The sequence below is a fragment of the Burkholderia anthina genome (assembly GCF_902498995.1).
Lineage (GTDB): Bacteria > Pseudomonadota > Gammaproteobacteria > Burkholderiales > Burkholderiaceae > Burkholderia > Burkholderia anthina.
In genome coordinates this window covers 26,694-49,885 of the sequence record NZ_CABVLY010000026.1, presented here as the reverse complement: position 1 = coordinate 49,885, position 23,192 = coordinate 26,694, and the positions used below count along the sequence as shown (strand labels likewise).

Sequence of the window (23,192 nt, the reverse complement as noted above, 5' to 3'; positions counted from 1 at the left end):
CATCGGCGGCGCGCGGCCGGCAGGCCGCGCGGCGGGCTTAGCCGATCACGAAAAGCGGCTGGCCGTATTCGACGGCCTGGCCGTTCTCGACGAGGATTTCCTTGATCACGCCGGCCTTGTCCGACTCGATCTCGTTGAGCAGCTTCATCGCTTCGATGATGCAGATGGTCTGGCCTTCCTTGACCGTGTCACCGACCTGGGTGAACGGATCCGCGCCCGGCGACGGTGCGCGGTAGAACGTGCCGACCATCGGCGACGTCACGATGTGGCCTTGCGGCACGGCGGGCGCGGCAGTTGCGGCACCGGTGCCGGTGGCCGCTGCGGTAGCCGAGCCTTCGATCGGTTGACCGGCGGAGGGCACGGGCATGCTGACCTGCGGAATGAATCCGCCCGCCGGCTGTACGTAGACCGGCGGTTCGTGCTTGACGATACGCACCTTGCCTTCGCCCTCCGTCACTTCCAGTTCCGAGATGCCGGATTCGGAAACGAGGTCGATCAGAGTTTTCAGCTTACGAAGATCCATCGGGAATTCCCCTTTCAATACGTGAAAGCGCCGGGCGGGACCGGCGCTGAATCTAGATCGCGAAATCAGCCGCGCGACGCGCCTTGCAGCTTGTCCAGCGCGTACTCGAGCGCGTACAGATAACCTTTCCAGCCCAGCCCGCAGATCACGCCTTCGGCCTGGTCGGAAAAGTAGGAGTGATGCCTGAACGCTTCGCGGCGGTGCACGTTCGACAGGTGAATCTCGACGAACGGGATGCCAACGCCGGCGATCGCGTCCCGGATCGCGACGCTCGTGTGCGTATACGCGGCCGGATTGATCAGGATGAAGTCGGTTTGTTCCTGCCGTGCGGCCTGGATGCGGTCGACGAGCGCGCCTTCATGGTTGCTCTGGAACGACGACAGCTCGGCACCCGCTTCCTGGGCGCGCGCGGCAAGCGCCTGATCGATCTGCGCCAGCGTGACGTGGCCGTACACCTCCGGTTCCCGGGTGCCGAGAAGGTTCAGGTTGGGGCCGTGCAGCACCAGCAATCGTGTCATGGTCGCTTCTATTTCTGCGGAATTGCGCGAACTTTAGCGCTATTTAGAGAATTTTGTCTAGTTTTGCCGAACGGCCGGGCGCGCCGGGCCTGCAAGAATTACCGGTGCGGATGCAAAGTATCGGCGAATTGACGTGAAATTGCGGCGATCGACGCACAAATCGCCGCCAACGTGCGGACGGCCGTTCCGGCCGATCACAACGCGTCGAGGGTCTTTTTCAGCTCGGCCGGCTGGATTTGTCCCAATTTTGTCTCGCGAATCTTGCCGGTTTCGTCGATGACGACCGTAAACGGCAGCGCGCCGGCGGTATTTCCGAAATTACGGGCCAGATCGGCGCCCGCGTAACCACTGACGAAAACCGGGTAGTCGACCTTCACCTTCTGCAGGAAGTTCTTCACGTTCTGGTCGGAATCGACGCCGATCCCGATGAAGCGGATGCCTTTCTGCTTGTATTGATGCGACAGCGCGACGAGCTCCGGCATCTCCTCGACGCACGGGCCGCACCACGACGCCCAGAAGTTGACGACCACTTTCTGGCCCTTGAACGACGCGAGCGACGCGGGCTTGCCGTCGACGCCCGTGAGCGACGCGGCCCAGAGCTGATCGACCGGGCTGCCCTGCGCGGGCGCGGCGACGGCGACGCCGTCGTCGGCGCTGTCGCCGTGGAACCAATGGCCGGCGGCGATCCCGCCGGCGACGGCGGCGGCCGCGACGATCGCGAGCGCCAACATGCGTTTCATCATCATCGTTGAATCATTCCGGTTCGGAAGGGGCGTTGCCTGCCTCGACGAGCGCGCGCAATGCGGCAGCGTCCGCGCGGGCGACCCGGCCACGTGCGTCGGCCTTGACCGCGCCGCGCAGGTCGTCGCTCGCGTAGAGCGCGACGTGAATGCCGATCGCGTCCACGTCGCGCCGCGGGCGCCACAGGAAGCTGAGCGTCTCGACGTCGGCGCGACCGGCGAAATGCCGCGTCTCGGACACGTCGTACTGAACGTTCTGGTTCAGCAGGTAGATCGCGACGTCCTTCGGGTTGTCGGTGAATATCTGCAAATGGATGTCCGAATGCGCGTTCGCGGTGCCGTTCAGCACCGCGCCCGTTACATACGGATTGAACTCGGCGAGCCGGCGCATCCAGTCCAGCGCGATTTCGCGCAGCCGGCGCAGCTCGTCCGGTTGCGTGTCGCTCTGGAACAGGGCGAGGTACTCGCGCAGTTCTTCCTCGATCAGATCGTTATCCGGCAGCCATTCGCCGGCAACGCGCGTGTCGCCGAATAGCTGGCGCGCGGCCTTGCGTTTTGCGCTGGCGTAATCGAGGCCGTCTTCCGCGATCAGGCGGGCGGCGGACTGGGCGATTTCCTCGCGGGCGCGCCGCGGGTCGACAAGGGGTTTGCGAGACATGATCCGGCAATCATACTCGATCGCTGCCATGCCCGAACGCGCTGCGGCCGCGCGCCGCCCGCCGCGCCGGCCGGCACCCGCATCCATCGTTCGGGCCGCCGGGCACGGCAGGCCGTCAGTTACAATGACGGTCTTTGTGTCGCGGCGAAAGTCGTTGACCGGACGTCGGCCGCACGGCCTGTCCGGTGCGCCGCTGACCTTCCTTTCCGAATCGACGGCGCCCGGCGGCGCGAAAGCATTCATCTATGCACATCCACATTCTTGGCATCTGCGGCACCTTCATGGGCGGTCTTGCCGTGCTCGCGCGCGAGGCGGGCCACACGGTGACGGGTTGCGACGCGGGCGTCTATCCGCCGATGAGCACGCAGCTCGAGGCGCAGGGCATCAAGCTGATCGAGGGCTACGGCGCCGAGCAGATCGACCTGAAGCCCGACCTGTTCGTGATCGGCAACGTCGTCACGCGCGGCAATCCGCTGATGGAGGCGATCCTCGATCGCGGCCTGCCGTACGTATCCGGCCCGCAATGGCTTGGCGAGCACGTGCTGGCGGGCAAGTGGGTGCTGGCGGTCGCGGGCACGCACGGCAAGACGACCACGTCGTCGATGCTCGCATGGCTGCTGGAGGATGCGGGCCTGAACCCGGGTTTCCTGATCGGCGGCGTGCCGCTGAATTTCGGCGTGTCGGCGCGGCTGACCGATTCGAGCTTCTTCGTGATCGAGGCCGACGAATACGACACGGCGTTCTTCGACAAGCGCTCGAAGTTCGTCCATTACCGGCCGCGCACCGCGGTGCTCAACAATCTCGAATTCGATCACGCCGACATCTTCCCGGATCTCGCCGCGATCGAAACGCAATTCCATCATCTCGTGCGCACCGTGCCGGGCGTCGGCCGCATCGTCATGAACGGCCGCTCGGATGCGCTCGAGCGCGTGCTCGCGCGCGGCTGCTGGAGCGAAGTCGAGCGCTTCGGCGTCGACGGCGGCTGGCAGGCGTTGCCGGCCGAGGACGGCGTGCCGGTCGATGAGCGCTTCGCGGTGTATCGCCACGCCGAGCGCGTCGGCGAAGTCGCGTGGCAGGTGCAAGGCGATCACAACCGGATGAACGCGCTCGCGGCGCTCGCGGCCGCGCGCCACGTCGGCGTGCCGCCCGCGCAGGCGGCCGAATCCCTCGCGTCGTTCCGCAACGTGAAGCGGCGCATGGAAGTGCGCGGCAGCGTCGACGGCGTGACCGTCTACGACGACTTCGCGCACCATCCGACCGCGATCGAAACCACGATCGCCGGCCTTCGCGCACGAATCGGCCGCCAGAATTCCCGCATCCTCGCCGTGCTCGAGCCGCGCTCGAACACGATGAAGCTCGGCGTGATGAAGGCGCAACTGCCGGCGAGCCTCGCCGACGCCGATCTGGTGTTCGGCTACGGCGCGCCGACCGGGCGCGATGCGCTCGGCTGGAACCTCGGCGATGCGCTCGCGCCGCTCGGCGACAAGGCGCGCGCGTTCGACGATCTGCATCTGCTGGTGAAGTCGGTCGTCGAGGCCGCGCGTCCGGGCGACCACGTGCTCGTGATGAGCAACGGCGGTTTCGGCGGCGTGCACCAGAAGCTGCTCGACGCGCTCGGGAGCCGTGCGTGATCCTGTATCTGCACGGGTTCCGCTCGTCACCGGAGTCGCAGAAGTCGCGGCTGCTCGCCGCGCACATGGCCGAACTCGGCCGCACGAGCGAGTGGCGCTGCCCGTCGCTGTCGGTGTCGCCGCTCGACGCGATCGCCGTCGCGGAGGCCGAGGTGGCCGGTGCGCGCGACGTGACGGTGATCGGCAGCTCGCTCGGCGGCTACTACGCGACCTGGCTGGCGGAAAAGCACGGCTGGAAGGCGGTGCTGCTGAATCCGGCGATCGTGCCGCAGCGCGATCTCGAACACTATCTGGGCGAACAGCCGCTGTGGCACGGCGGCGGGTCGATCGTCGTCGAGCGCCGGCACCTGGACGAGCTCGATGCGCTGCGCGTGCCGGCGATTTCGCGGCCCGAACGCTACTATCTGTTCGCGGCGACCGGCGACGAAGTGCTCGACTACCGCGAGATGCTCGCCCATTACCCGGGCGCGAAGACGCGCGTGATCGAAGGCAGCGATCACGGAATCAGCGAATTTGCCGACTATGTCGACGACGTTCTCGCTTTTTGCGACGACAGAACGTCATGAACCCGGCGTCATGCCGATCGAATTCCCATCATCATGCGGCGCCGCCGATGCGGCGCCCGGCAGTCTGAACGAGAGTACTGAGTGAACGTTTTCTTCGAGGAATCGGGCAGTTTCAAGGCGGGCAGCGTGCTGTCGCGCCAGGGCGACGCATTTCAGGTCGAGTTGCCCGGCGGGCGGCGGGCGAAGGTACGCGCAAAGGACGTGCTGATCGAATTCGAGAAGCCGGCCGCGGGCGAACTGATGCAGGAAGCCGATACGGCCGCGCAGCAGATCGACCTGGATTTCCTGTGGGAATGCGCGCCGGCCGAGGAGTTCGCCTATACGGCGCTGGCCGCGGAGTACTTCGGTGCGGCCTACGGCCCGGTCGAGCGCGCGGCGCTCGTGTTGCGCCTGCACGGCTCGCCCGTCTATTTCCGCCGCAAGGGGCGCGGGCAGTACCAGCGCGCGCCGGAAGAGCAGCTCAAGATGGCGCTCGCATCGCTCGAGCGCAAGCGCCAGCAGGCGCTCGTCCAGGCGCAGTATGAAGAGGAACTGAAGGCCGGCAAGCTGCCGGAAGCGTTCGCGGGCAAGGTGCTCGGGCTGCTGACGCGGCCGGACAAGAACGCGATCGAATACAAGGCGCTCGAGGCCGCGGCCGGTGCGCGCGGCGTATCGCCGGCGCGTCTGATGCTCGACTGCGGCGGCATCGAGTCGCCGCGCGCGCTGCATGAAGCGCGTTTCCTCGCGGAATTTTTCCCGCACGGCACGGGCTTCCCGGCCGTCACGGTCGGGGCGCTGCCGGACGACCTGCCGCGAGCGGACGTCCAGGCATTCTCGATCGACGACATCACGACGACCGAAATCGACGATGCGTTCTCGGTCGAGCACCTGTCCGACGGTCGCGTGCGGATCGGCGTGCACATCGCGGCGCCGGCGCTCGGCATCGTGCGCGGCGACGCGGTCGATGCGATCGCGCGTGCGCGCCTGTCGACCGTCTACATGCCGGGCGACAAGATCACGATGCTGCCGGACGACGTCGTCGACGTGTTCACGCTGAAAGAGGGCGACTACCGCCCGGCGCTGTCGCTGTACATCATCGTCAATCGCGACACGCAGGACATCGTCGCGAACGAGACGCGTGCCGAACTCGTGTACGTGAAGAACAACCTGCGTCACAACACGCTCGACGAACTCGTCAACGAAGAGACGCTCGCGGCCGGCACCGGCGACTACCCGCACAAGGACGACATCGCCGTGCTGTGGCCGCTCGCGCAGGCGCTGTTCGAGAAGCGCCAGGTTGCGCGCGCGGGCTACGGCCTGAAGCGCGAAGTGCAGCGCAACACCGACTACAACTTCTACGTCGAAGGCGAGCACGTGTCGATCACGCCGCGTCGCCGCGGCTCGCCGCTCGACCTGATCGTGTCGGAGCTCGCGATCCTCGCGAACTCGACGTGGGGCGCGTTCCTGCACGATCACACGGTGCCGGGCATCTACCGCTCGCAGCGCGGTTTCGGCGCGCCGGGCCCGAAGCGCACGCGGATGCAGACGACGGCCGCGCCGCACGAAGGCCTCGGCGTCGCGCAGTATGCGTGGAGCACGTCGCCGCTGCGCCGCTATGTCGACCTCGTGAACCAGTGGCAGCTGCTCGCGTGCGTGCAGCACGGCGTCACCGCGAAGCTCGCCGCGCCGTTCAAGCCGAAGGACGCCGACCTGTACGCGGTCGTGCAGGGCTTCGACGACACCTATACCGCGTATGCCGATTACCAGCGCCGGATGGAGTACTTCTGGTGCCTGCGCTGGCTCGCGCAGGAGCAGAAGAAGCAGGTCGTCGCGAGCGTCGTGAAGGGCGATCTCGTGCGTCTCGAGGAAATCCCGCTGCTGCTGCACGTGCCGGGGCTCGGCGTGCATGCGCGCGGCACCCGCGTGCTGCTCGACGTGATGTCGCTCGACGAGCTGACGATCGAGGCATCGGTGCGACTGCTGAACGTGCTCGACGCGCCGACCGTGACGAGCGGTGACGCGGCCGACGACGACGAAGAGGCCGACGGCGGCGACGACACGCTGGTCGACGCGGCGGACGCGTCGGCCGAAACCGAAGCCGAAGCGCTGGCCGAGGCGGACGGCGCGACGGCCGAAGGCGGCGATGCCGCGAGCGGCAACGGTAACGGCAGCGAAGAGGGGCGAGCATCATGAGCGCGGCCGTATCGACGGGGGGCGCCGACCGTTATGTCGTGTTCGGCAATCCGGTGGCGCACAGCAAGTCGCCGTTCATCCACACGCAGTTCGCCGCGCAGACCGGCGAGGCGATCGTCTACGAACACCGGCTTGCGCCGGTCGACGGCTTCGAGCCCGCCGTGCGCGCGTTCATCGCCGAAGGCGGCCGCGGCGCGAACGTGACGGTGCCGTTCAAGCTCGACGCGCATGCGCTCGCCGACACGCTGTCGCCGCGCGCGGCGGCAGCGGGCGCGGTGAACACGCTGCGCATCGACGCCGACGGCAGCATCCACGGCGACAACACCGATGGCGTCGGCCTCGTGCGCGACATCGAACTGAATCTCGGCGTATCGCTGGCGGGCGCACGCATCCTGCTGCTCGGCGCGGGCGGTGCGGCGCGCGGCGTCGTGCTGCCGATGCTCGACCGCGCGCCGCTGTCGATCACGATCGTGAACCGCACGGCGAGCAAGGCCGAGACGCTCGTCGGCCAGTTCACGCAGGCCGCGCACGATGCGGGCTGCGTGCTGTCGGGCGGCGGCCCGGAGGCGGTGCGTGCGGAGCGGTACGACGTGATCGTCAACGCGACGGCCGGCAGCCTCGATGCCGCGCTGCCGGAGTGCGACCCGGCCGCGTACGGCGCGGGCACGCTCGCGTACGACATGATGTACGGCGCGCAGCCGACCGTGTTCATGCAGCATGCGGCGTCGCTCGGCGCACGCACGGCCGATGGCCTCGGGATGCTGGTCGAGCAGGCCGCCGAATCGTTCTTCATCTGGCGCGGCGTGCGGCCGGACGGCGCGCCGGTGCTCGCGGCGCTGCGCCAGGCGCTCGCCGCGAACTGAGCGGCGAGCGGCACGTGGTGGCGGTGAGCGACGCGCGGCGCACGCGGACGGTGAGCCCGGCCCGCTGGATCGTCTATGCGGGTTCGGTGTTCGCGGGCGCCTGGCTCGCGACGCAGCTGTTCTATCTCGCGCAGATCGCGTTGTGGTCGTTCATCAACCCCGGTTCGACCGCATTCATGCGTACCGACGCATGGTGGCTATCGCGCGAGAATCCGCCCGCGCAGATCCGGCACCAGTGGGTGCCGTACGACCAGATCTCGCGCAACCTGAAGCGCGCGCTGATCGCCTCCGAGGATTCGACGTTCGCGACCAACAACGGCTACGACGTCGACGCGATCCTGCAGGCGTGGGAGAAGAACAAGGCGCGCGGCCGGATCGTCGCGGGCGGTTCGACGATCACGCAGCAGCTCGCGCGCAACCTGTTCCTGTCGCGCGAGAAGAGCTACATCCGCAAGGGGCAGGAGCTCATCATCACGTGGATGCTCGAGACGGTGCTCGACAAGGAGCGGATCTTCGAGATCTATCTGAACTCGGTCGAGTGGGGGCGCGGCGTGTACGGCGCCGAGGCCGCCGCACGCTATTACTACAAGATTCCCGCAAGCCGGCTCGGCGCATGGCAGTCGGCCCGCCTCGCGGTGATGCTGCCGAAGCCGCGCTGGTTCGACACGCATCGCGGCTCGGCCTACCAGGCGCAGCGCGCGGCCGTCATTGCCCGCCGGATGGGCGCGGCCGAACTCCCGCAATCGCAGTGATGCGGTGAGCGGCGCGCTCGCGCCGCCGCATCGTCCGTTTCGCCGCCGGCGCAGCATTGGTGCGCTGCAGCGCATTCATGTCGCCCGCATTTCGGGCCATATCCATTAGACGAATCCGTCTATTTCGCTTGACTGAACGATGCCGGCACCCGCGTGATTTTGTTTGCCGATATGGCACGAAATCCGTGAGTTTTTAGTGCTTCCCGATAAACACGGCATGCGTTGAAAGGCGGATGAAATTAAATGGTTCGCCAATCGAAGCATTGTTGAAAGGTGTGCGCTGCACTGGCTTCGGGCCAAATATTTCCAAATTTTTCAAAGCCCACCTGCTCGCGTATATTGGCCGGCGCCTCGGCTTATCGGCCGCAATCGAGGCGGGGGGCGGCTTACCCGGCTGCTCGACACAAAAAACATTCGAGAGAAGGAAAGCAACGATGCCAGCGAGCAAAGCGAAGCTGTTGTTGGGGGTTGTGTTCTCTTCGCTGATTCTGACGGCCTGCAACGACGACGTGACGTCGTCCGCTGCGACAGGCGCCGACAGTTCAGCCGATCCCGCCGCCCAGGTGGACAAGCCGTACAACGATCCGAACAGTTATTCGTCGAGTGCGACCGCGTCGCTCGACGCGTCCGCCGCGGTCGAAAAGGCCGCCGTCACGCATCACACGATCACGCTGAACGGCCAGACGATCCGCTACACGGCCACGGCCGGCCACCTCGTCGCGCGCAATCCGCAGACGGGCGCGCCCGAAGCATCGTTCTTCTACGTCGCGTACACGGCCGACAACCAGCCCGCGGCGAAGCGGCCCGTCACGTTCCTGTACAACGGCGGCCCCGGCTCGGCATCGGTGTGGCTGCATCTCGGCTCGTTCGGCCCGAAACGGATCCAGACGGGCGACCCGAACGCGAACACGTCGACGTTCCCGTTCGTCGACAACGCGGAAAGCCTGCTCGACACGACCGATCTCGTGTTCGTCGACGCGATCGGCACCGGGTACTCCGAAGCCGTCGCGCCGAACACGAACCAGACGTTCTGGGGTGTCGACCAGGACGGCGGCGCGTTCCGCGACTTCGTCACGCGCTATCTCGCGGTGAACCGGCGCAACGATTCGCCGAAGTACCTGTTCGGCGAGTCGTACGGCACGCCGCGCACCGACGTGCTCGCGAACCTGCTCGAGACGGCCGGCGTGAACCTGGCCGGGATCGTGCTGCAATCGTCGATCCTGAACTACAACGCCAACTGCGACATGGCGAGCGACTATGTCGGCAACTCGAACAACGGGTCGAGTCCGGTCAGCTGCGCGGGCTTCGTGCCGTCCTACGGCACCGTCGGCGCGTACTACCAGCTCGACAATCCGAACCCGTCGAACCTGCCGCAGTACGCGGACCAGATGCGCCTGCTGACGGCTGGCAGCTACGCGCCGGCGGTGAACGCGTATCTCGCGAGCCACACGCCGCCGTCGCCGACGCTCGTCACGACGATGGTGAATTCGACCGGCGTGAAGCAGGCGCTGTGGAACGCCGACTTCAACGTGGTCCCGACCTTCTTCGACAACAGCTTCCAGGTGTCGCTGATCCCGGGCACGCTGATCGGCCGCTACGACGCGCGCGTGAACGTGCCGTCGTCGAGCCCGCTCGCGTCGGAAGGCGACCCGTCGAGCACGTACATCACGAAGCCGTTCACGGACACGATCGGCGCCTATCTGCCGAACGTGCTGAAGTACAGCGCGCAGTCCGCGTATTCGCTGAGCAGCAATGCGATCAACACGTGGGACTGGACGCACGACGGCCTTGCGATGCCCGACACGATCCCCGATCTCGCCGCGGCGCTCACGCTCAATCCGTCGCTGAAGGTGCTGTCGCTGAACGGCTATCACGACATCGCGACGCCGTTCTACCAGACCGAGCTCGACCTCGCGCGGCTCGGAACGCAACCGAACCTGACGATCAAGGACTATCAGGGTGGACACATGGTCTATCTCGACGATACGTCGCGCCCGCAGGAGAAAGCCGACCTCGTGACCTTCTACAACGCGGCCGCGCACTGATGCGATGTGCGGGCCTGGCGACGCGCGCCCGGGGCGGCGCCGTTCGCCGGCCGTCGACGACCTCATTCCAGACTGGAGCCTGACATGAAGAAACGTTTCATCGTCGTTGCCGCGGCGCTTGCATGCGGCGGCGTTGCATCCGTGTCCCTGTCCGCGTTCGCGCAGGCGAGCGACGCCGTTGCGCCGGCGCGTGCGCGCCAGGCGCAGCTCGGCGATCCGTACGTGCCGCCGGCCGCGCGCAAGCCGACCGCCGGCACGCAGACGACCGGCGCCGCACTGCACGCGCAGGTGGTGCGCAAGCTCGCGCGGCAGTTCGGCGCGGCCGACACGCAGAACACCGGTTCGATCACGCAGGCGCAGGCGCGCGCGGCCGGCCTCGGCTATGTCGCGAACCACTTCCGGCAGATCGACGCGAGCGGCAGCGGCCGCGTGTCGTTCTCCGACGTGCAGCGCTACGTGCAGGCGCGCAGCGCGAACCAGCAGTAAGCGCGCCGCGCATGAACAAACGGGGGCGGAACCTGCGACGCGGCGGGTTCCGCCCCCGCGCGCATGACATGGCCGTTTCGCGACGGTCGGCATGCTTTTCGCCGTTTATCTCATTATCTGGACAACGCATTCAAATATTGGAGGCGAATGCGTGCGCTCCTACAATCCGAAGCACATCGACAGCTTCGGACCCACGCATCGCGCGGCGCCCGACGCATACGGAGACACCTTCCATGAAGTTCGCCGGGCGCTTTCCTCGGTGCATCGACCGCCGCCTTGCCGCGTCGCCGGACGTCGTTCCGGCATTGCGACAACGGCTTCACCGATTCCGTTGAAGAAGCCTGTTCCATGACCAAGATGCCCGACTCCCTCGCTCTCGACGCCCGGCGCGCGACGCCGGACGATGCGCCGCTCACGGACAGCATCGGCGCGACCAGCACGCCGCTCGACCTCGCCGCGCAGCAGGCCGGCACGCAGACACTGCTGCGCGGTCTCGCGATCCTCGAGGCGATCGCCAACGGCGCGCGCGACATGCGCGCGATCGGCGCCGCGCTCGGCACGACGCGCAGCACGACGCACCGGCTCGTCAGCAGCCTCGTGCAGGCGCGCTACCTGCGCCAGGTGCAGGGCGGCTACCTGCTCGGCCCGAAGCTGATCGAGCTCGGCACGATCGCGCTCGAACAGATGCCGCTCACGGCGGTGGCGCGCCCGCACCTCGAGGCGCTCGCGGAAGCGACGCTCGACACGATTCACCTCGGCGTGCGCGACGGCGACGACGTGCTGTACATCGACAAGATTCCCGGCACGCGCGGCCTCGAGATGCGCTCGCGCGTCGGCCACCGGATGCCGCTCGCATCGACCGGCATCGGCAAGGCGATGATGCTCGACCTCGATCCGGATCTGTGGCGCTCGCTGTTCGAGGCCGCACGGCGCGCGCTGGCCGGCGTCAATTTCAAGCCGGACAACCGGCCCGAAACGAGCGGGTTCCTGCAGCGCATGGCGCACTACGCGGCCGGCGGCTATACGTTCGACCTCGAGGAAAACGAGGCGTCGATCCGCTGCGTGGCCGCGCCGATTCGCGACGCATCGGGCGCGATCGTCGCGGCCGTGTCGGTCGCGAGCACGATTCCGTACATGCCGCACGACCGGATGGACGAACTGATTCCGCTCGTGCAGCGCGAAGCGCGAGCGATTTCCGCGGAACTGGGCTGGAGCCCGCCGCAGGGTACCCGCAGGATCAAACGATGACCCATTCGACCCGGACCGTTCCGGACGCCCGTTCCGCCGCACCGTCGCTGATCGCGCTCGACTGGGGCACGACGTCGCTGCGCGCGTATCTATTCGACGCGCACGGCGCGCTCATCGACACGCGCAGCCGCGCGGCGGGCGTGATGCACGTGCCGGCCGGCGGCGCGCGCGCGTTCGACGTCGTGTTCGAGGAGGCGTGCGGCGACTGGCTCGACCGTGCGCCGGGCGTGCCGGTGCTGGCCGCCGGGATGGTCGGCAGCGCGCAGGGCTGGCGCGAGGCGCCGTACGTCGAGGTGCCGGCCGGCGCCGACGCGCTCGTCGCGGGCCTCGTCACGGTGACGACGTCGCGCGGCACCACGGTGTCGATCGTGCCGGGCGTGATCGCGACGGGCGATCTGCCCGACGTGATGCGCGGCGAAGAAACGCAGATATTCGGCGCACTCGCGAACGATCCCATGCTTGATGCCGATCGTTCAGGGGTACTGATCGGCTTGCCGGGCACGCACGCGAAATGGGCCTGGGTGAAGGGCGGACTCATCGAGCGCTTCCAGACCTTCATGACGGGCGAACTGTTCGCCGCGTTGCGCGACCACACGATCCTCGGCCGCACGATGCGCGCGAGCGCATCAGGCGATCGCGCGGCGTTCGCGCGCGGCGTGACGGTGGCGCGCGGCGCGCAGCGCACCGGGCTGCTCGCGACGATCTTCAGTACGCGCACGCTCGGCCTGACCGACCGGCTCGCTCCCGATGCGCAGGGCGACTATCTGTCCGGCCTGCTGATCGGCCATGAACTGAACGCGCTCGACGCGATGCTCGCGGAGCGCGGTGTCGCGCTCGCGAACCAGCCGCTGCTGCTGATCGGCGACGACGGCTTATGTGCGCGCTACGTGGATGCGCTGCGCGTGTTCGGCTGCATGCATGCGCGCGTCGTCGCGCAGGCGACCGAGCGCGGACTGTGGCGCATTGCATCGCGCGCCGGGCTCGTGCGTGCGGACGGCGAGCCCGTCTGCGCGGACCAATGAACTGACTGAAGAGGAATTGCCGATGTCGTCCGACCTTACACTGCCCGCGCCGTACACGCCGCACGCCGCACTGATGCGCGCGTTCGACGCGTGCCCGCTGATTGCGATCATGCGCGGCATCACGCCCGCGGAAGCGGCCGACCACGGCCATGCGCTGTACGAAGCCGGCTTCCGGATCGTCGAAGTGCCGCTCAATTCGCCCGATCCGTTCGACAGCATCGCGGCGCTGCGCCGCGCGTTGCCGGACGACATGATCGTCGGCGCGGGCACCGTGCTGCGCGCCGAATTTGTCGACCGTGTGCAGGATGCCGGCGGCACGCTGATCGTGATGCCGCACAGCGACGCGGCCGTGATTCGCCGCGCGCGCGAGCGCGGGCTCGCGAGCGCACCGGGCGTCGCGACGCCGACCGAAGCGTTTGCCGCGCTCGCGAACGGCGCCGACGTACTGAAGATGTTCCCGGCCGAGCAGCTCGGCGTGCCCGTCGTGAAGGCGTGGCGCGCGGTGATCGACCGTGCGGTGCCGCTGATTCCGGTCGGCGGCATTTCGCCGGACAACATGCAGCCGTTTCTCGCGGCCGGCGCCAACGGCTTCGGGCTCGGTTCGGCGCTGTACCGGCCCGGTCAGCCGGCGGACGCGACCGCGGCGAACGCGCGCGCGTTCCAGGCCGGCCTGCGCGTCGCGCGCGGCGGAGCCGCATGATGGAACGCCTCGCGGGCAAGGTCGCGATGGTGACGGGCGCGGGCCGCGGGATCGGCGCCGCGATCGCGCACGCGTTCGCTCGCGAAGGCGCGGCCGTCGCGCTCGTCGATCTCGATTTCGCGCAGGCGCAGCACACGGCCGCCGCGATCGCGCGCGACATCGACGGCGCGCTCGTGCTCGCGCTGCATGCCGACGTCGCGCAGCAGGCGTCGGTGCGCGACGCGCTCGCGCAGACCGAAGCCGCGTTCGGCCCGCTCGACGTGCTCGTGAACAACGCCGGCATCAACGTGTTCGCCGATCCGCTGACGATGACGGACGACGACTGGCGCCGCTGCTTCGCGGTCGATCTCGACGGCGTGTGGCACGGCTGCCGCGCGGCGCTGCCGGGCATGGTCGAACGCGGCCGCGGCAGCATCGTGAACATCGCGTCGACGCATGCGTTCCGGATCATCCCGGGCTGCTTTCCGTATCCGGTCGCGAAACACGGCGTGCTGGGCCTCACGCGCGCGCTCGGCATCGAATACGCGGCGCGCAACGTGCGCGTGAACGCGATCGCGCCGGGCTACATCGAGACGCAGCTCACGCGCGACTGGTGGGATGCGCAGGCCGACCCGGCCGCCGCGCGCGCCGAGACGCTCGCGCTGCAGCCGATGAAGCGGATCGGCAAGCCGGAGGAGGTCGCGATGACGGCCGTGTTCCTCGCATCCGACGAGGCGCCGTTCATCAATGCCGCGTGCATTACCGTCGACGGCGGGCGCGCGGCGCTGTACCACGACTGACGCAACGATTCGAAAGACCGCACGTGCGACGGCCGCGCGCACGCTGCGTCGAAACCAACAAGCGGCTGCATCCTGTTCGATGAAGACAAGGAGACACTGGAGATGAAACGCAGAACGTTCGTAACGCTGGCCGCTGCGGCCGCGGTGGTGATGGGCAGCCCGGTTGCGCACGCGTCCGACCCGGTCAAGATCGGCTTCCTGGTCAAGCAGCCGGAGGAGCCGTGGTTCCAGGACGAATGGAAGTTCGCCGAGATCGCCGCGAAGGACAAGGGCTTCACGCTCGTGAAGATCGGCGCGCCGTCGGGCGAGAAGGTCATGAGCGCGATCGACAACCTCGCCGCGCAGAAGGCGCAGGGCTTCATCATCTGCACGCCTGACGTGAAGCTCGGGCCGGGCATCGTCGCGAAGGCGAAGTCGCACAACCTGAAGATGATGACGGTCGACGACCGCCTCGTCGACGGCGCGGGCAAGCCGATCGAATCGGTCCCGCACATGGGCATTTCCGCCTACAACATCGGCAAGCAGGTCGGCGACGGCATCGCGGCCGAGATCAAGAAGCGCGGCTGGGACATGAAGGACGTCGGCGCGATCGACATCACGTACGAGCAGCTGCCGACCGCGCACGACCGCACGAGCGGCGCGACCGACGCGCTGGTGGCCGCGGGCTTCCCGAAGGCGAACGTGATCGCGGCGCCGCAGGCGAAGACCGACACCGAGAACGCGTTCAACGCGGCGAACATCGCGCTCACGAAGAACCCGCAGTTCAAGCACTGGGTCGCCTACGGCCTGAACGACGAGGCCGTGCTCGGCGCGGTGCGCGCGGCCGAAGGGCGCGGCTTCAAGGCCGACAACATGATCGGGATCGGCATCGGCGGGTCCGACTCGGCGCTGAACGAATTCAAGAAGCCGCAGCCGACGGGCTTCTACGGCACCGTGATCATCAGCCCGAAGCGCCACGGCGAGGAAACCTCCGAGCTGATGTACACGTGGATCACGCAGGGCAAGGCGCCGCCGCCGCTGACGCTGACGACCGGCATGCTCGCGACGCGCGACAACGTGTCGAAGGTGCGCGAGGAGATGGGGCTCGCGTCGAAGTAAGCGGCCCGCCGGCTGCCGCGGCGATGCGGCGGCCGGCGGTCGATCGATCCGGAAGTGGGGAGACGACGTGTCAGCGGCACTGCGTTTTGACAATATCGGCAAGGTCTTTCCCGGCGTGCGCGCACTCGACGGCATCTCGTTCGACGTGCATGCGGGCGAGGTGCATGGCCTGATGGGCGAGAACGGCGCGGGCAAGTCGACGCTGCTGAAGATTCTCGGCGGCGAATATCAGCCCGATGCGGGCAGCGTGCTGGTCGACGGCCAGCCCGTGCATTTCTCGAGCGCGGCTGCGTCGATCGCGGCCGGCATTGCAGTGATTCACCAGGAGCTGCAATACGTGCCCGACCTGACGGTCGCGGAGAACCTGCTGCTCGGCCGCCTGCCGAACGCGCTCGGCTGGGTGAAAAAGGGCGAGGCGAAGCGCCACGTGCGCGAGCGGCTCGCGGCGATGGGCGTCGATCTCGATCCCGATGCGAAGCTCGGGCGGCTGTCGATCGCGCAGCGGCAGATGGTCGAGATCTGCAAGGCGCTGATGCGCAACGCGCGCGTGATCGCGCTCGACGAGCCGACGAGCTCGCTGTCGCATCGCGAGACCGAAGTGCTGTTCAAGCTCGTCGACGACCTGCGCGCGCAAGGCCGTGCGCTGATCTACATTTCGCACCGGATGGACGAGATCTACCGGTTGTGCGATGCGTGCACGATCTTTCGCGACGGGCACAAGATCGCGTCGCATGCATCGCTCGACGACGTACCGCGCGAGCGGCTCGTCGCCGAGATGGTCGGGCGCGAGATTTCGGACATCTACCATTACGCGCCGCGCGCGCTCGGCGACGTGCGGTTTTCCGCCGAAGGCGTCGACGGCCCGGCGCTGCGCGAACCCGCGAGCTTCTCGGTGCGCGCGGGCGAGATCGTCGGCTTCTTCGGGCTGGTCGGCGCGGGGCGCAGCGAACTGATGCGGCTCGTGTACGGCGCGGACCGCCGGCGCGCGGGCGTGCTGACGCTCGACGGCGCGCGCATCGACGTGAAGCGCACCGGCGACGCGATTCGCCACGGCATCGTGCTGTGCCCGGAGGACCGCAAGGAAGAAGGGATCATCGCGATCGCGTCGGTCGCGGAGAACATCAACATCAGTTGCCGCCGCCATTCGCTGCGCGCGGGGCTCTTCATCAACCGCAAGGCGGAAAGCGAAACGGCCGACCGCTTCATCCAGCGGCTGAAGATCAAGACGCCGAACCGGCGGCAGAAGATCCGCTTCCTGTCGGGCGGCAACCAGCAGAAGGCGATCCTGTCGCGCTGGCTCGCGGAGCCCGACCTGAAGGTCGTGATCCTCGACGAGCCCACGCGCGGCATCGACGTCGGCGCGAAGCACGAAATCTACGACGTGATCTACCGGCTCGCGGAACGCGGCTGCGCGATCGTGATGGTGTCGTCGGAACTGCCGGAAGTGCTCGGCGTGTCCGACCGCATCGTCGTGATGCGCGAAGGCCGCATCGCGGGCGAGCTGCCGCGCGAACAGGCGAACGAGCACTCGGTGCTGAGCCTCGCGCTGCCGCAGACGAGCGCCGTCGAGGCGGCCTGAGGCCGCGCGGGGTGGCCTGGGCCGGCCCCGCGCGGCGTACGACATTCGAATCGATCACGCGCGGCGCGGGCCGCGCGAAGCAGGAGCAGGAGACACCATCATGCAAGTCAGGGAAAACCTCGCCAGCGCGGCCGTGAAGCCGTCGGCCGACACGCTGGCGCCCCAGCAGAGCGACCGCCAGAAGTGGTGGCAGCACCTCACCGAATACAGCCTGATCGCGATCTTCGCGGTGATGTTCCTGACGATGTCGCTGACGGTCGATCACTTCTTCTCGATCGACAACATGCTCGGCCTCGCGCTGTCGATCTCGCAGATCGGGATGGTCGCGTGCACGATGATGTTCTGTCTGGCCTCGCGCGACTTCGACCTGTCGATCGGCTCGACCGTCGCGTTCTCCGGCGTGCTGTGCGCGATGGTGCTGAACGCGACCGACAACACGTTCGTCGCGATCGTCGCGGCGGTCGCGGCCGGCGCGGCGATCGGCTTCGTGAACGGCGCGGTGATCGCGTATCTGCGCATCAACGCGCTGATCACGACGCTCGCGACGATGGAGATCGTGCGCGGGCTCGGCTTCATCGTGTCGAAGGGGCAGGCGGTCGGCGTGTCGTCGGATACGTTCATCGCGCTCGGCGGGCTCACGCTGTTCGGTGTATCGCTGCCGATCTGGGTCACGCTGCTGTGCTTCATCGCGTTCGGCGTGCTGCTGAACCAGACCGTCTATGGGCGCAACACGCTCGCGATCGGCGGCAACCCCGAGGCGTCGCGGCTCGCGGGGATCAACGTCGAACGCACGCGCGTGTACATTTTCCTGATCCAGGGCGCGGTGACGGCGCTCGCCGGCGTGATTCTCGCGTCGCGCATCACGTCGGGCCAGCCGAACGCCGCGCAGGGCTTCGAGCTGAACGTGATCTCCGCGTGCGTGCTCGGCGGCGTGTCGCTGATGGGCGGCCGCGCGACGATCTCGGGCGTCGTGATCGGCGTGCTGATCATGGGCACCGTCGAGAACGTGATGAACCTGCTGAACATCGACGCGTTCTACCAGTACCTGGTGCGCGGTGCGATCCTGCTCGCGGCGGTGCTGCTCGACCAGTTGAAGAACCGCGGCGTACGCGACTGACCGATTCCACGGAGACGATCCGCATGACCATCGAAACTTCCGCGCACGATCCGCACGCCGCGAACCACGCACGCTATGCGCGCTACCCGAGCCTCGAGGATCGGGCGGTGCTGATCACGGGCGGCGCGACCGGCATCGGCGCGGCATTCGTCGAGCACTTCGCGCGGCAGGGCGCGCGCGTCGCGTTCGTCGATCTCGACGCGCAGGCGGGCCGGGCGCTCGCGGAAAGCCTCGCGCAAGAGCCGGACGTCCGCCACGCGCCGCTGTTCCTGCCGTGCGACCTGACCGACATCGACGCGCTGCGCGATGCGATCGACGCGATCCGCGCACGCATCGGCGCGATCGCGGTGCTCGTGAACAACGCGGCGAACGACGTGCGTCACGCGATCGGCGACGTGACGCCCGCCTCGTTCGACGCGGGCATCGCGGTGAACCTGCGTCACCAGTTCTTCGCGGCGCAGGCCGTGATCGACGACATGAAGCGGCACGGCGGCGGCGCGATCATCAATCTCGGCTCGATCAGCTGGATGCTGAAGAACGGCGGCTACCCCGTCTACGTGATGGCGAAGGCGGCCGTGCAGGGGCTCACGCGCGGGCTTGCCCGCGATCTCGGCCCGTTCGGCATCCGCGTGAATTCGCTGGTGCCGGGCTGGGTGATGACCGACAAGCAGCGCCGGCTGTGGCTCGACGACGCGGGCCGCGCGGCGATCAAGGCCGGCCAGTGCATCGACGCCGAGCTGCTGCCGGACGATCTCGCGCGGATGGCGCTGTTCCTCGCGGCCGACGACAGCCGGATGATCACCGCGCAGGACGTGGTGGTCGACGGCGGCTGGGCCTGAGCGTTCGCGCGGGATCGCGCAACGAACCGTATCGTTTCTTCGACGAAGGAAAGGAGTTCATCATGACCGCCACGTCCTCGCGCGCATCGTCGTCCACGAGCCAGTCGCGCCGCGCGCGCCTGGCTGCCGCCTCGCAGCCGGTCAGCGCCGGCCCGCAGACCGCCGCGTTCGCGCAGGGCGTCGGCGCCGCGCACGCGGCGGCCGTCACGCTGTCGAACGCATCGCTGCGGCTCGACGTGCTGCCGCATCTGGGCGGCGGCATCGCGCGCTTCGACTGGCGCGGCGACAACGGCGCGCTGGTGCCGGTGTTCCGCCGCTGCGAGCACCCGGAAGCCGCGACGGACCCGAACGAGCTCGCGTGCTATCCGCTGCTGCCGTACTCGAACCGGATCGGCAACGGCCATTTCGAATGCGACGGGCGCAGCGTGGCGGTGCCGCGCAACCGCCGCGACGAGTCGCTGCCGATTCACGGCGACGGCTGGCTCGCACCGTGGCAGGTGGACGACGCGACCGACACGACGCTGCAGCTGTCGCTCGATCGCGCGAGCGGCGCGCCGTATGCGTTTCGCGCGATCCAGTCGTTCGCGCTCGACGATACGACGCTGTCGATCGCGCTGACGATCGAGAACGCGGGGCGCGCACGGCTGCCGTTCGGGCTCGGCGTGCATCCGTTCCTGGTGCGCGACGATGCGACCGAGCTGGCCGCGGCGGCCGGCGGGCTGTGGCTGTCGGATGCCGATTTCCTGCCGGTGCGGCACGTGAGCGTGCCGCCGGCCTGGCAGTTCGGCGTTGCATATCCGCTGCCGGCGGCGCTCGTCAATCATGCGTTCACCGGCTGGGGCGGGCACGCGACGGTGGGCTGGCCACGCCGCGGGCTGTCGATGACGGTTGCCGCCGACGCCGACGCGTACGTGCTCTTCACGCCGCCGGGCAAGGATTTCTTCTGCTTCGAGCCGGTCGATCACCCGATCAATGCGGTGAACCTGCCGGGCGGCGGGGCCGCGCACGGGATGACGCTGCTCGCGCCGGGCGAACGGCTCACGCGGCGTTTTTCGTTCACCGTCGAGCGGGCCGATGCGCGCGTCGATGCGGCCGCGCGCGAGGGACGCCGGCGACGCGGGTAAAATACGCGGTCTACCAACGGTTTGCCGCGAGTATCCGCCATGTCTTCCCCGCTTACTTTCATCGAATCGCTGCGCGCCGCGTGGCAGCGCACGAATTCGCTGCTGTGCGTCGGCCTCGATCCCGAGCCGTCGCGCTTTCCCGTGCAATTCGACGGCCAGCCCGATGCGATCTTCGAATTCGGCCGGCAGATCGTCGACGCGACCGCGCAGTATGCGAGCGCGTTCAAGCCGCAGATCGCGTACTTCGCCGCGCACCGCGCGGAAGATCAGCTCGAGCGCCTGATTGCGCACATCCACCTCCAGCACCCGGGCCTGCCCGTGATCCTCGACGCGAAGCGCGGCGACATCGGCAGCACGGCCGAGCAGTACGCGCGCGAAGCGTTCGAGCGCTATCGCGCGGACGCGGTCACCGTGAACCCGTACATGGGCTACGACTCGGTCGAGCCGTACTTCGAGCACGACGGCAAGGGCGTGATCGTGCTGTGCCGCACGTCGAACCCGGGCGGCTCGGACCTGCAGTTCCTCGAAACGAACGCGGCCGGCCATCCGGGCCGGCCGCTGTACCAGGTCGTGGCCGATCTCGCGGCGAACAAGTGGAACGCGAAGAACGGCCAGCTCGGCCTCGTGGTCGGCGCGACGTTCCCGAAGGAAATCGAGATCGTGCGCGGGATCGTCGGCGACATGCCGCTGCTGATCCCCGGCATCGGCGCGCAGGGCGGCGACGTGCAGGCGACCGTCAACGCGGGCCGCACCGCCGACGGCACCGGGATGATGATCAACTCGTCGCGCGCGATCCTGTACGCGAGCAACGGCGAGGACTTCGCCGAAGCGGCGGCGCTCGCCGCGCAGAAGACCCGCGACACGATCAACGCGCATCGCTGATTGCGGACGCCAAGGGTCGCCCGCACGGGCGACCCGCTCCGGCAGGCCCGCGCCCGCGGGCCTGTGCCGCGTTCTCCGCCGTTCCCCTCCGCTTTCGTCTCCCGCCCGTCGCTTGTTCCCTCCCGCCGCATTGGCGCACGCGAACAACTTCCCGTCGCTTCCGCACCGCATGTCGGCAATTTAGTCGCGCGATGCTGCCGTTTGTCATCGATCCGTAACCAAAATGTCAAGAAAGGGAGCGACGCCATGCCCAAGCTGTCCCGCCATCTCCTGAGCGCGCTTGCCGCGTCGTTGTGCATGACGTTCGCCCACGCGGCGGACCTGTCGCACTGGCCGGCGGACAGCGCGAAGGCGCTGAACGCGATGCTCGCCGAGCACGCGAACCGCGGCGACTACGCGGTGTTCGACGCCGACAACACGACCTACCGCTACGACCTCGAGGAATCGCTGCTGCCGTATCTCGAGAACCGCGGCGTGCTCACGCGCGACTCGCTCGACCCGTCGCTGAAACTGATCCCGTTCAAGGATTCCGCCGACTACAAGGAGTCGCTGACGAGTTACTACTACCGGCTCTGCGAGATCGACGACCTGGTCTGCTACCCGTGGATCGCGCAGGCGTTCGCGGGGCTGTCGCTCGCCGACCTGAAGCGCCACATCGACGCGATGCTCGCCGACGGCAAGCCGGTGCCGATCCGCTACTGGCAGGGCGACAAGGTGGTCGACGGCGCGGCGAACCCGCCGCGCTTCTTCCGCGGGATGCAGGAGCTGTACAACGCGCTGCGCGAGAACGGGATCGAGGTGTACGTGATGACGGCCGCGCACGAGGAGCTCGCGCGGCTGGTGCTGTCCGATCCGAAGTACGGCTACAACGTGAAGCCGCAGAACGTGATCGGCGTGACGACGCTGCTGCGCAACCCGGCGACGGGCGCGCTGACGACGTCGCGGCTGCAGATCAAGGCCGGCAAGTACGACGAGGCCGCGAACCGCAATCTCGTGATCACGCCGTTCCTGATGAACCCGATGACGTGGTACGAGGGCAAGCTCGGCTCGATCGTCGGCTGGATCGACCAGTGGAAGAAGCCGGTGCTGGTCGCGGGCGACACGCCGACGTCCGACGGCTACATGCTGCTGAATGCGACGGACATTGCGCGCGGCGGCGTGCGCGTGTGGGTGAACAAGAAGGACAAGCAGATGGCGCAGATCCGCGCGTGGTCGGACGAATCGGCCGCGCGGCAGAAGGCGCTCGGCCTGCCGGTCACGGCGGACAAGAACTGGATCGTCGTGAAGCCCGACGCGATCCAGTAAGCGGGCAGGGGGCGCTTGCCGCCCCGCCGTGTTCCGGACGAATCAGCCTTCGCGTTCGTCCAGCAGCTTCAGCAGCCCGCGCAGCGCATGCGCGGCCGCCTGCGTGCGGATCTGCTCGCGGTCGCCCTTGAACACGAGCGTCTCGACGTCGGTATGCAGCCGGTTGCTCCACCCGAACGACACGGTGCCGACCGGCTTCTTCTCGCTGCCGCCCGCCGGGCCGGCGATGCCGGTGACGGACAGCGCGACCTGCGCGCGGCTGTTGCGCAGCGCGCCTTCGGCCATCGCGCGGGCGACGGGCTCGCTGACGGCGCCGTGTTTTTCGATCAGGTCGGGCGGCACGCCGATCATCTCGCTCTTGGCCTGGTTCGAGTACGTGACGAAGCCGCGCTCGAACCACTGGCTGCTGCCGGAGATGTCGGTGATCGCGGCGGCGATCATGCCGCCCGTGCAGGATTCGGCGGTGGCGAGCGACAGGTGCTCGTCACGCAGCTTGTTGCCTGCGCGGATCGCAAGCTGGTGGACGACGGAATCGGTTGGCATGC

The 23,192-nt window shown here is 68.1% G+C and carries 23 protein-coding genes; 18 read left to right on the top strand and 5 right to left on the bottom strand.

Annotated features, from left to right (window positions below):
* Positions 1-37: 37 nt before the first annotated feature.
* The 4 genes from accB to BME24068_RS27750 all read right to left on the bottom strand — a co-directional run bounded on the left by accB (position 38) and on the right by BME24068_RS27750 (position 2,439).
* Positions 38-523 (bottom strand): acetyl-CoA carboxylase biotin carboxyl carrier protein, encoded by a 486-nt coding sequence (accB, locus tag BME24068_RS27765; RefSeq protein WP_174927975.1) that lies wholly within the window; start codon positions 521-523, stop codon positions 38-40.
* A gap of 65 nt (positions 524-588) precedes the next feature.
* On the bottom strand, positions 589-1,041 hold the full coding sequence (gene aroQ / locus BME24068_RS27760) for a type II 3-dehydroquinate dehydratase (protein ID WP_096506238.1): 453 nt from the start codon (positions 1,039-1,041) through the stop codon (positions 589-591).
* Between the two features lie 194 nt (positions 1,042-1,235).
* Entirely contained in the window at positions 1,236-1,787 is a 552-nt protein-coding gene (locus BME24068_RS27755) for a TlpA family protein disulfide reductase (protein ID WP_174927974.1), read from the bottom strand.
* Positions 1,788-1,794: 7 nt separating this feature from the next.
* Entirely contained in the window at positions 1,795-2,439 is a 645-nt protein-coding gene (locus BME24068_RS27750; protein WP_096506395.1) for a UDP-N-acetylmuramate--alanine ligase, read from the bottom strand.
* Positions 2,440-2,684: 245 nt separating this feature from the next.
* Between BME24068_RS27750 and mpl the strand changes: the two genes are divergently transcribed.
* The 18 genes from mpl (at position 2,685) to BME24068_RS27660 (ending at position 22,647) form a co-directional block, all read left to right on the top strand.
* The gene (gene mpl, locus BME24068_RS27745; protein ID WP_174927973.1) at positions 2,685-4,070 is read left to right on the top strand and encodes a UDP-N-acetylmuramate:L-alanyl-gamma-D-glutamyl-meso-diaminopimelate ligase; all 1,386 of its coding nucleotides are present in this window, start codon (positions 2,685-2,687) and stop codon (positions 4,068-4,070) included.
* The gene (locus BME24068_RS27740; protein WP_096506244.1) at positions 4,067-4,636 is read left to right on the top strand and encodes a YqiA/YcfP family alpha/beta fold hydrolase; all 570 of its coding nucleotides are present in this window, start codon (positions 4,067-4,069) and stop codon (positions 4,634-4,636) included. The genes mpl and BME24068_RS27740 overlap by 4 nt, the downstream gene beginning before the upstream one ends.
* Positions 4,637-4,717: 81 nt before the next feature.
* A complete protein-coding gene (locus BME24068_RS27735; RefSeq protein WP_174927972.1) occupies positions 4,718-6,808 on the top strand; it encodes an RNB domain-containing ribonuclease in 2,091 nt (696 codons plus the stop codon).
* The gene (gene aroE / locus BME24068_RS27730) at positions 6,805-7,671 is read left to right on the top strand and encodes a shikimate dehydrogenase (protein ID WP_174927971.1); all 867 of its coding nucleotides are present in this window, start codon (positions 6,805-6,807) and stop codon (positions 7,669-7,671) included. The genes BME24068_RS27735 and aroE overlap by 4 nt, the downstream gene beginning before the upstream one ends.
* A gap of 14 nt (positions 7,672-7,685) precedes the next feature.
* Positions 7,686-8,423 carry a monofunctional biosynthetic peptidoglycan transglycosylase gene (gene mtgA / locus BME24068_RS27725; RefSeq protein WP_174927970.1) on the top strand — a complete coding sequence of 246 codons (738 nt, stop codon included), beginning with the start codon at positions 7,686-7,688 and terminating at the stop codon, positions 8,421-8,423.
* Between the two features lie 434 nt (positions 8,424-8,857).
* Positions 8,858-10,468 carry a S10 family peptidase gene (locus BME24068_RS27720; RefSeq protein WP_174927969.1) on the top strand — a complete coding sequence of 537 codons (1,611 nt, stop codon included), beginning with the start codon at positions 8,858-8,860 and terminating at the stop codon, positions 10,466-10,468.
* Positions 10,469-10,552: 84 nt separating this feature from the next.
* Positions 10,553-10,954: a hypothetical protein gene (locus tag BME24068_RS27715; protein WP_096506254.1), complete on the top strand. Its 402-nt coding sequence runs from the start codon at positions 10,553-10,555 to the stop codon at positions 10,952-10,954.
* Between the two features lie 348 nt (positions 10,955-11,302).
* Positions 11,303-12,202 carry an IclR family transcriptional regulator gene (locus BME24068_RS27710; protein WP_096506256.1) on the top strand — a complete coding sequence of 300 codons (900 nt, stop codon included), beginning with the start codon at positions 11,303-11,305 and terminating at the stop codon, positions 12,200-12,202.
* The gene (locus BME24068_RS27705; RefSeq protein WP_096506258.1) at positions 12,199-13,224 is read left to right on the top strand and encodes a 2-dehydro-3-deoxygalactonokinase; all 1,026 of its coding nucleotides are present in this window, start codon (positions 12,199-12,201) and stop codon (positions 13,222-13,224) included. Before BME24068_RS27710 ends, BME24068_RS27705 begins: the two co-directional genes overlap by 4 nt.
* Positions 13,225-13,246: 22 nt before the next feature.
* The gene (locus BME24068_RS27700) at positions 13,247-13,924 is read left to right on the top strand and encodes a 2-dehydro-3-deoxy-6-phosphogalactonate aldolase (protein ID WP_174927968.1); all 678 of its coding nucleotides are present in this window, start codon (positions 13,247-13,249) and stop codon (positions 13,922-13,924) included.
* Positions 13,924-14,703, top strand: coding sequence for an SDR family oxidoreductase (locus BME24068_RS27695; protein WP_174927992.1), 780 nt, complete (start codon positions 13,924-13,926; stop codon positions 14,701-14,703). The genes BME24068_RS27700 and BME24068_RS27695 overlap by 1 nt, the downstream gene beginning before the upstream one ends.
* Positions 14,704-14,805: 102 nt before the next feature.
* Positions 14,806-15,801 (top strand): arabinose ABC transporter substrate-binding protein, encoded by a 996-nt coding sequence (locus tag BME24068_RS27690; RefSeq protein WP_096506264.1) that lies wholly within the window; start codon positions 14,806-14,808, stop codon positions 15,799-15,801.
* Between the two features lie 67 nt (positions 15,802-15,868).
* Positions 15,869-17,380 (top strand): L-arabinose ABC transporter ATP-binding protein AraG, encoded by a 1,512-nt coding sequence (gene araG / locus BME24068_RS27685; protein ID WP_174927967.1) that lies wholly within the window; start codon positions 15,869-15,871, stop codon positions 17,378-17,380.
* Between the two features lie 100 nt (positions 17,381-17,480).
* Positions 17,481-18,497 carry an L-arabinose ABC transporter permease AraH gene (araH, locus tag BME24068_RS27680; RefSeq protein WP_096506268.1) on the top strand — a complete coding sequence of 339 codons (1,017 nt, stop codon included), beginning with the start codon at positions 17,481-17,483 and terminating at the stop codon, positions 18,495-18,497.
* Positions 18,498-18,520: 23 nt separating this feature from the next.
* The gene (locus BME24068_RS27675; RefSeq protein ID WP_174927966.1) at positions 18,521-19,336 is read left to right on the top strand and encodes an SDR family NAD(P)-dependent oxidoreductase; all 816 of its coding nucleotides are present in this window, start codon (positions 18,521-18,523) and stop codon (positions 19,334-19,336) included.
* 62 nt (positions 19,337-19,398) lie between these two features.
* Positions 19,399-20,460 (top strand): aldose 1-epimerase, encoded by a 1,062-nt coding sequence (locus BME24068_RS27670; protein WP_096506272.1) that lies wholly within the window; start codon positions 19,399-19,401, stop codon positions 20,458-20,460.
* 39 nt (positions 20,461-20,499) lie between these two features.
* Entirely contained in the window at positions 20,500-21,342 is an 843-nt protein-coding gene (gene pyrF, locus BME24068_RS27665; RefSeq protein WP_174927965.1) for an orotidine-5'-phosphate decarboxylase, read from the top strand.
* A 246-nt stretch (positions 21,343-21,588) separates the two neighbouring features.
* Positions 21,589-22,647: an HAD family hydrolase gene (locus tag BME24068_RS27660; protein WP_096506276.1), complete on the top strand. Its 1,059-nt coding sequence runs from the start codon at positions 21,589-21,591 to the stop codon at positions 22,645-22,647.
* Positions 22,648-22,689: 42 nt separating this feature from the next.
* On the opposite strand, the gene BME24068_RS27655 is transcribed toward BME24068_RS27660, so the two are convergent.
* Positions 22,690-23,190, bottom strand: coding sequence for a CinA family protein (locus tag BME24068_RS27655; RefSeq protein WP_098549795.1), 501 nt, complete (start codon positions 23,188-23,190; stop codon positions 22,690-22,692).
* Positions 23,191-23,192 lie beyond the last annotated feature (2 nt).